The following is an 8,072-nucleotide window of genomic DNA, read 5'->3' as shown; positions in this document are numbered from 1 at the left end:
GATGTGGGGCCGCCGCCCACCCGCCCAGTGTTGATCATGGCGTGTTTCGCGCCCCATCCGGGATGATCACCGGCTGGGGCGCGCGTCACGTCTGGGGCGGTCAGCGCTTGGCGCCGCCTTTGGGGATCGGGACGATTGCGGTGTGGTCGAACGGTGCCCGGCCCTTGGCTGCGGATGGCTTCACTTCGATGGCGACTAGGTAGCGGGACAGGATCGCGCGCTTGCCCGCCGTGTCGGCCTGCTCCCACTCGGCGGCCACCTCGTCAGGGGTGTAGCGGGGCGCGGGTGCGGTCTGCTCCTTGGCCACAGTTGCTGTGAGCGTCTTGATGGTGGCCTCCATGGCGGGCACGGAAGAGAAGAACGTTTCTTTGCTCACGCTCGGGTCTCCGGTGTTGTACTTGTTGCGCATGTCCGCAAGTCGCTCTTGCAACTCCTCAAGCCGTACCGCGTTCGCGCTGCGCTCGACCGGCGCGGCGGGTGCGGCCGTCTGGCGCGGGGCCTTGCGCTTGAGGTACCGGAACAGCCAGTCAGTAATGAACGCGTCGACCGGCGCTGCCTGGCGATAGGTTTTGCCGCATCCGCCGTGGGCGACCCCGGGGCACTTGTAGACCACGGTCACTCGGTCCGGGTACTTCTTGCGCCGAATCACCGTGCCGATCAGACCCGTACCGCACACTGTGTCGTCGTTGCGTGTGCTACCGCACTTGAGCATGCCGGACAGCAGGTACTTCTTCGTCGGCGGCAGTACCGGGGGCTTGCCCTCGTGGGCGTCCTTGACCATTTGGCACAGCTTCTCCCAAGTGGCCACCTCTAGAATCTCGGGCAGACCGTTCTTCACATAGTTGCCCTCAGCGTCCTTGATCGCGTCTGATGCTGGATCGGCCGCGTTCATGTTGCCGTTGGAGTTCTCTCGCATCGCCCCCCGATACAGCGACAGTCCCGCGATCGTCGGCGACAGCAGCAGATTGCGCACCGTGCTTGCACTCCAGTGCTCGGCACTCATCGGGCGTACCGCACCGTGCTCCAACAGAACCGTCGCGGACGTCCACGATCCGGTCTTCAGCACAGTAGCGGCGGCGGCCTGCACCGCCTTGGCCTCGTCCTCGATGATCTCGCCGTCCAGAGTCCAGCCGAACCGGCGTACCTTGCGCCGTGTGCCGTTCACGGCGTCCTCAAGCTTGGCACGGGACACTCGGCGTGCGGTGTCCTCCGACGACTTCAGCGCGGCGGCTGCCAGCACACGGGCCAGCATCCGTCCCTCTGAGGTCAGCAGGTTGATAGAGCTGGTGATCCCGGTGACAGGGCGCTTGACGAACTCCACGATGTCGATCAGGTCTTCCAGGTCGCGCGGCTGGCGCAACAGCCGGTCCTGGTCGTAGACGATGATCCCATCAATCCGGCCGTGGTACAGGTCCTCAAGCATCTGGCGCCACTTCGGACGGTCCACCCGCCAGTCCACCGTGCCGTCCGGCAGCGTCGTCTTCTTCTTCCGGTAGGCGCTGGTGTCGTTCTCGCAGTATTCCTTGCCGACCTTCCAGCCCAACAGGTCGCCTTTCACGCGGCAGTCCTCGATCTGCCGTTTTACCCCCCGCTCCAAGCCGCGCGGGTCATCCGAGATTCGCACGTACACACCCGCGTTCTGCGGAACATAGGAGAACATGCCCTGGATCAGCATGATCCCCGAACGGTTCCCATCACCGTCCGCAACCCCTGTGACCTGCTGCCGGATTGCCCTCGCCTGCTGCTTCGTCATGCTTAAAGCTTACTTTGACACGCCCCCAGCTCGTCCCGCTCGAAGTGCGCCATCGTGCCCGGGCCCTTGGCCGGGATCCACTGGTCGTAGGCGCCGTGGTTCCAGGCCTGGTGGCCGCCGTTCCAGCTGTGGTCCAGGCCGTCCAGGAACTTCAGGCCGAGGTCCGGCACGCCGGCCGGCCGCCACGGCAGGATCTCGTTGCCGGAGGCGTCGGTCTGGTGCCAGACCGCCTTGCCGTTGGGCAGCCGGGCCGGACGCGGGTCGCCGAAGCCCCGCACCCCGCGCAGGGTGCCGAAGTAGTGGTCGAAGCTGCGGTTCTCCTGCATGAGGATCACCACGTGCTCGATGTCCTTGATGGTGCCGGTGCGCCGGGCGGGCTGCACGGCGGCGGCGCGGGCGATGCTCGCGGTGAGCATCGGCATCGAGGTCGCGGCGGCGGTGCCGCCGGTGATCTGGAGGAACCTACGACGATTCACTGCGGTCATGGGGGCGGAGCTCCTTGCGGCAACGGACATTGGGCGCGGAGCGCCTCCCCCGAAGGGTGGTGGTGGGGAAGCGGCTGGCCGCTCCCAAAGTGTCCGCACAGCACGACGAACACTCAACCACCGCAAGGGAAAACTTCGCCGAAAGGCCTACGAACCCGCGGGATGATCGTCGCGCAGCCAGGACACGACCCCGACGACGTGTCCGACCACGTTCTTGGTCGGCACGAAGCCCGCGTCGCCACCCTTCTTCAGGTAGTTCCACGACGAGTCGCCGGAGTGCTCGCGGTTGTCGCCGAGCACCCACAGGTTGCCGGCCGGCACGGTCACCTTGTACGTGCCGTTGTAGCAGGGCATCCCCTGCTTGCCGTTCATGATGAAAGAGGACTCGTCCAGCGCGACGCCGTCGCGGTACACCGGGCCGTCCTGCGTCTTGCACTCGATGGTGTCGCCGGCCACGCCGATGATCCGCTTGATGAGCAGGTCGTCGTGCTGGTCCGGCAGGATGCCCACGGCGGCCAGGATGTCCGGCAGGTTGATCGCGCCGCCGGTGCTGCCAACCGAGCTCATCAGCCAGTTGTGCGGGTCGTGGAAGACGATCACCTGGTCGCGCGCCGGGGCGCCGCCGACCCAGGTGGACAGCTTGTCGACGAAGACGCGGTCGCCCTTGTACGTCGTCGGCTCCATAGACGGCGAGGGGATGTAGTACATCTGGACCAGGAACGTCTTGATCAGCGAGGTCAGCGTGAGCGAGATGACCACATAGCCGAGGATCTCCAGCCAGGCCGGGATCCGGCGGCGCTTCGTCGGCCGGGCCCGGGCGGCGCGCCGGCCGCCGCCACGGCTGGGGGTGGTGAGGTCCTCGGGGTTCCCGTCGGCGCCGGCCCCGATCGGGTCGGTCTCGGGCCCGAGACCCCCGGATGCCGTGTGCGTGTCGCCTGACTCGCCGTAGCGGTAGCCGCCGCCGTAGCCGTTGTCGCCGCCGTAGCCGCCATAGCCGTTGCCGTTGCCGCCGCCATAGCTGCCGCCGAAGCCGTCGCCGTCGCCGAAAGGCGGTTCCGCGGGCTGGGAGCCCACGGCCGCGCCGGGATCAGTAGCGGCCACGTGCGCCCCCGTTTCCAGTCCTGGGATATCGGTTCACTTTATGGCCGATCTCCGGGTCTAGGAAGAGCCCACTGGTTCAGTCCAGTAACCGGACGGAGATCGGCAACAACCGCACCCCAGCTTAGAGTGGGCAGCAATCGGGACGATCCAGCCAGGCATCAGGAGGCTCTTGTGTCCGCCGTACCGTCGCCCCAGAACGACGACGCCGCCGTAGAGACCCCGACAGAGACCCCGACAGACCACCCGACCGAGAACTCCCCGCGCCCGGCCGACGACGCCGAGCTGCGTGCCGCCATCCGCCGCCTGGGGGACCTGCTGGGCCAGACCCTGGTCCGCCAGCACGGTCCGGACCTGCTGGAGCAGGTCGAGGCCGTCCGCGCGTTGGGCAAGCAGGGCGCGGACGTGTCCGAACTGCTCGCCGCGGTGGCCCCCGGACAGGCGATCATGCTGGTCCGGGCCTTCACCGCCTACTTCAACCTGGCCAACACCGCCGAGCAGGTGCACCGCGGACGCGAGCTGGCCGCCACCCGGGCCGCCGAGGGCTCGTGGCTGGGCCAGGCGGTGGACCGGATCCAGGCCGCGGGGCTGGCCGGCACGGCCGCCGACGCGGTGTCGCACCTGTCGGTCCGGCCGGTCTTCACCGCGCACCCGACCGAGGCCGCGCGCCGCACCGTGCTCGCCAAGCTGCGCAAGGTGGCCGAGCTGCTGGAGGCGCCGCAGACCGCGTACAACGAGCGCCGCCTGGCCGAGACCGTCGAGCAGCTGTGGCAGACCGACGAGCTGCGGATCACCCGGCCCGAGCCGGTCGACGAGGCCCGCAACGCCGTCTACTACCTGGACGAGCTGGCCGCGCACGCCGCCCCGGAGGTGCTGGAGGAGCTGGCGTTCGAGCTGCGGCGGCTGGGCGTGGAGCTGCCGCTGTCCGCGCGGCCGCTGAGCTTCGGCTCCTGGATCGGCGGCGACCGGGACGGCAACCCGAACGTGACGCCGCAGATGACGCTGGACGTGCTGGAGCTCCAGCACGAGCACGCGATCCGCACCGCGCTGGCCACCATGGACTCGCTGCGCGACCTGCTGTCCACCTCCGAGCGGATCGCGGCGCCGACCGACGCGCTGCGGGCGTCCCTGGACGCCGACCTGGAGGCGCTGCCGGAGATCCCGAACCGCTACAAGCGGCTCAACGCCGAGGAGCCGTACCGGCTCAAGGCGACGACGATCCGGCAGAAGCTTCTCAACACCCGGACCCGGATCGCCGAGGGCCGCCAGCACGACCCGCGCCGGGACTACCTGGGCACCTCGGAGCTGCTGCGCGACCTGAGCCTGATGCGCGAGTCGCTGCACGCCGACCGCGGCGAGCTGATCGCCACCGGCGAGCTGGAGACCTCGATCCGCACGGTCGCCGCCTTCGGCCTGCACCACGCGGTGCTGGACATCCGCGAGCACGCCGACGCCCACCACCACGTGCTGGCGCAGCTCTTCGACCGGCTCGGCGACCAGCCCTGGCGCTACGCCGACCTGCCGCGCGACTACCGGACCCGGCTGCTGGCCAAGGAGCTGGCCTCCTCGCGGCCGCTGTCCCCGCTGGGCCAGGTGCCGTCCGAGACCCTGCTGGACGCCGCCGGGGCGAAGACCTTCGGGGTGTTCACCGCGATCCGCACGGCGTTCGAGAAGTACGGCCCGGACGTCATCGAGTCCTACATCGTGTCGATGACCCGCGGCGTGGACGATCTGTTCGCGGCCGTGGTGCTGGCGCGCGAGGCCGGTCTGGTGGACGTGCACGCGCGCACCGCCGCGATCGGGTTCGTGCCGCTGCTGGAGACGCCCGAAGAGCTGAAGATCGCCGGGGCGATCCTGGACGAGATGCTGTCCGACCCCTCCTACGCGGCGATCGTCGCGGCGCGCGGCAGCGTGCAGGAGGTCATGCTCGGCTACAGCGACTCCAACAAGATGGGCGGGATCTCCACCTCGCAGTGGGAGATCCACCGCGCGCAGCGCGAGCTGCGCGACACCGCGCTGCGGCACGGCATCCGGATCCGGCTGTTCCACGGCCGCGGCGGCAGCGTCGGGCGCGGCGGCGGCCCGTCGCACGACGCGATCCTGGCCCAGCCGTGGGGCACGCTCGACGGCGAGATCAAGGTGACCGAGCAGGGCGAGGTCATCTCCGACAAGTACGCGATCCCGGCGCTGGCGCGGGAGAACCTGGAGCTGACGCTCGCCGCGACGCTGGAGGCCACGGTGCTGCACCGGGCCCCGCGCCAGTCCGCGGAGGACCTGGCGACCTGGTCGGCGACCATGGAGGGCGTCTCGGCCGCGGGCCAGGACCGCTACCGCGAGCTGGTCGAGCACCCGGACCTGCCGGCGTACTTCTTCGCCTCGACGCCCGTGGATCTGCTCGGCGACCTGCACCTGGGCTCCCGGCCCTCGCGCCGCCCGGACACCTCGGCCGGCATCGACGGCCTGCGCGCGATCCCGTGGGTGTTCGGCTGGACGCAGTCGCGGCAGATCGTGCCGGGCTGGTTCGGCGTCGGCACCGGGCTGGCCACGGTCCGGCAGAACCCTGATTTCGCCGGCGTGGACTGGCAGGACATGTACGAGCGCTGGCACTTCTTCCGCAACTTCCTCAGCAACGTCTCGATGACGCTGGCGAAGACCGACCTGCGGATCGCCCGGCACTACGTCGAGACCCTGGTCCCGCGCGAGCTGCACCACTTCTTCGACACCATCACCGAGGAGTACGAGCGCACGGTCGCCGAGGTGCTGCGCATCACCGGCGAGTCGGAGCTGCTGGGGCAGAACGCGACGCTGGCCCGCACGCTGCGGGTGCGCGACATGTACCTGGACCCGATCTCGTACCTGCAGGTCTCGCTGCTCAAGCGGCAGCGGGAGGCGGCGAAGGCGGGCCGGCCGGTGGACCCGGACCTGGCGCGGGCGCTGCTGCTGTCGGTGAACGGCATCGCCGCCGGGCTGAAGAACACCGGCTGAGCGGATGCGGCGGTAACAGCGGGATCGGCAAGAACGGCAGAAAGGCAGAGGGCGGCGTCCACCTGGACGCCGCCCTCTTGTGTTCTGAAGCTCTGTGTTGGTTCTCGAGGTCTGTGTTTGTTCTGAGGCCGCTGAGGCCACTGCTATCTGACGGGCGCTTCGTACCGTTCGGCGGTGCCGCTGACCCGCGACACCCGGCGCTCCCTGCCGCGCTTGAACAGTCCCGACACACAGATCCCGCCGACCGCCGCGGCGATGAAACCGTTCAGGACCATTCCCATCGACGACATCCACAACTCCCAGGTTAAGCACTGTTTTCGGCCCGCCCCGTGATCTAGGAATCTATTACCTGGGGAGTAATCGCGCCAGGTGTCACGGCCCTGCGAAGCTTGATCTCGTCAGCGAATACGACAGCTTGAGGAGACCAGCGAGATGAGTGCCTACGCATTGGCAAACGTTCGTTCCGTCGAGCTCTGCCCGGACATCGTGGAGTACCTGGAGCGGATCCAGGGGACGATGGATCCCTTCGGTGGACGCTTCATCTTCCACGGCGGCGAGAAGGAGGTCGTGGAGGGTTCGTGGGCCCAGGACCTCATCCTCATCGAGTTCCCCGACCCGGAGTCCGTGCGCGGCTGGTGGAACTCGCCGGAGTACCAGGCGATCAAGCACCTGCGGACCGATCACATGGCGGCCGACATCGTGCTCTTCGACACGCTGCCGAGGGACTACCAGGTCGGCGAGACCGCCGCGAAGCTGGCGAAGCTCATGTGAGCAGGCCGCGCTTGTACGCCTCGGACACCGCGGCGGCGCGGTCGCGAACGCCGAGTTTGGCGTAGGCGTGCAGGAGATGCGTCTTGACCGTGGCCTCGGAGATGAACAGGCTGCGAGCGGTCTCCCGGTTGGTGGTGCCGGCCGCGACGAGGCGGAGCACTTCCAGCTCGCGCTCGGTCAGCGCGTCGGTGGCCGGCGCGGCGGCCGCAGGGGGCGCCTGGACCCGGGTCATCAGACGCTGCGCCACCGTCGGAGCCAGCACCGGCTGGCCCGCCGCCGCAGCGCGGACGGCCCGGATGAGGTCCTCGCGCGGGGCGTCCTTCAGCAGATAGCCGGTGGCGCCGGCTTCGATCGCGGGCAGGACGTCGGACTCGGTGTCGTATGTGGTCAGCACCAGAACCCTGACGGCGGGCTGCTCGACGCGCAGCCGCCGGATGGCGTCGACTCCGCCCATGGTCGGCATCCGCAGATCCATCAGCACCACATCGGGCCCCGACTCGGCGGAACGCGCCAGCGCCTGCACCCCGTCGGCAGCCTCCCCGACCACCTCGAAGCCCGGCTCGCCGTCGAAGACGCCGCGCAGGCCGTCGCGGACGATCGGGTGGTCGTCCACGATCAGCAGGCTCGGGCAGCAGGCGTGGGGCGTGGGGCGCGGTGGTCATCAGGACTCCCCGTCGGTAGCGGTGGTGGTAGCAGTGTCGGTGACGGTGTCGATGGCGGTGCTGGTGCCAGTGGTGGCAGCTGCGGTGGTGTGAGTGGTGAGTGCGATGAACGCGTCGTCCAGGCTGCTCTGCTCGACACGCAGCTCAGCGGCGATGATCTGCCGCCGGGCCAGATACGCGGTGACCGCGCCGATCACCTCCGAGGTGCCGGTCACCTCCAGGTAGGCGCCGTGCCGCTCCACACCGCGGACCTCCGGCAGCGCCAGCAACTGCGCGTCCTCCACCGGCTCCGACGGCCGGAACCGCATCCGCTGCCCC

6 protein-coding genes and 2 pseudogenes are annotated in these 8,072 nt (G+C 69.2%); 2 read left to right on the top strand and 6 right to left on the bottom strand.

From position 1 onward, the window contains the following. Positions 1 to 100 precede the first annotated feature (100 nt). The 3 genes and pseudogenes from GWK61_RS50650 to lepB all read right to left on the bottom strand — a co-directional run bounded on the left by GWK61_RS50650 (position 101) and on the right by lepB (position 3,339). Entirely contained in the window at positions 101 to 1,753 is a 1,653-nt protein-coding gene (locus tag GWK61_RS50650; protein ID WP_194921127.1) for a recombinase family protein, read from the bottom strand. Between the two features lie 26 nt (positions 1,754 to 1,779). Further along, a pseudogene (locus tag GWK61_RS50645) lies at positions 1,780 to 2,238 on the bottom strand (alkaline phosphatase family protein); the annotation flags it as partial. Between the two features lie 147 nt (positions 2,239 to 2,385). Continuing rightward, the gene (gene lepB, locus GWK61_RS50640; RefSeq protein WP_194921126.1) at positions 2,386 to 3,339 is read right to left on the bottom strand and encodes a signal peptidase I; all 954 of its coding nucleotides are present in this window, start codon (positions 3,337 to 3,339) and stop codon (positions 2,386 to 2,388) included. A 171-nt stretch (positions 3,340 to 3,510) separates the two neighbouring features. Here lepB and ppc point away from each other — a divergent pair, with 171 nt between their 5' ends. Continuing rightward, complete coding sequence (gene ppc, locus GWK61_RS50635; RefSeq protein ID WP_323748144.1) at positions 3,511 to 6,321, top strand: phosphoenolpyruvate carboxylase; 2,811 nt, start codon at positions 3,511 to 3,513, stop codon at positions 6,319 to 6,321. A gap of 143 nt (positions 6,322 to 6,464) precedes the next feature. Here ppc and GWK61_RS50630 read toward each other — a convergent pair whose 3' ends face one another. Further along, complete coding sequence (locus tag GWK61_RS50630; protein WP_194921125.1) at positions 6,465 to 6,611, bottom strand: hypothetical protein; 147 nt, start codon at positions 6,609 to 6,611, stop codon at positions 6,465 to 6,467. A gap of 142 nt (positions 6,612 to 6,753) precedes the next feature. Here GWK61_RS50630 and GWK61_RS50625 point away from each other — a divergent pair, with 142 nt between their 5' ends. Next, positions 6,754 to 7,092 (top strand): DUF1330 domain-containing protein, encoded by a 339-nt coding sequence (locus tag GWK61_RS50625; protein WP_194921124.1) that lies wholly within the window; start codon positions 6,754 to 6,756, stop codon positions 7,090 to 7,092. Here GWK61_RS50625 and GWK61_RS50620 read toward each other — a convergent pair. Together GWK61_RS50620 and GWK61_RS50615 are read right to left on the bottom strand one after the other, a co-directional pair. Beyond that, positions 7,085 to 7,714 (bottom strand): response regulator, encoded by a 630-nt coding sequence (locus GWK61_RS50620; protein ID WP_194921128.1) that lies wholly within the window; start codon positions 7,712 to 7,714, stop codon positions 7,085 to 7,087. The two genes, GWK61_RS50625 and GWK61_RS50620, sit on opposite strands and share 8 nt — an antisense overlap. A gap of 39 nt (positions 7,715 to 7,753) precedes the next feature. Continuing rightward, positions 7,754 to 8,072: pseudogene (locus tag GWK61_RS50615) on the bottom strand (ABC transporter ATP-binding protein); the annotation flags it as partial.

Origin of the sequence: Catenulispora rubra (assembly GCF_015356825.1) — a bacterium.
Lineage (GTDB): Bacteria > Actinomycetota > Actinomycetes > Streptomycetales > Catenulisporaceae > Catenulispora > Catenulispora rubra.
This window is presented reverse-complemented; position numbering and strand designations above follow the sequence as displayed.